Below are 242 nucleotides of genomic sequence, written 5' to 3'. Positions count from 1 at the left end.
ATTTTCATTTATTATTTGCATAATATTAGAGTCATTACCAATTCTATCTGTTACTTTTTTAGTTTCATATTCTACATTTTGTGTTTTAGATTTTGCATAAACTCTATCTTCTTTTTCATATACTTCTGATACATCTCCTGCTTTTAATTTTTTAATGAATGTAGTATATGTTACTGTTTTAATAGTACCTGTTTCAGTTTTATTTCCTATGAAATAATATACACCTAAAATAGTTGCAAATA

At 23.1% G+C, this 242-nt stretch carries 1 protein-coding gene; it reads right to left on the bottom strand.

Going from position 1 to position 242, the window contains the following annotated elements:
- Nucleotides 1–242 (bottom strand): ATP-dependent metallopeptidase FtsH/Yme1/Tma family protein (locus AWT72_RS09080; protein WP_197407693.1); only part of this gene is annotated, 242 nt, incomplete at both ends.

It is taken from the genome of Oceanivirga salmonicida (assembly GCF_001517915.1).
Classification (GTDB): Bacteria; Fusobacteriota; Fusobacteriia; order Fusobacteriales; family Leptotrichiaceae; genus Oceanivirga; species Oceanivirga salmonicida.
This window is presented reverse-complemented; position numbering and strand designations above follow the sequence as displayed.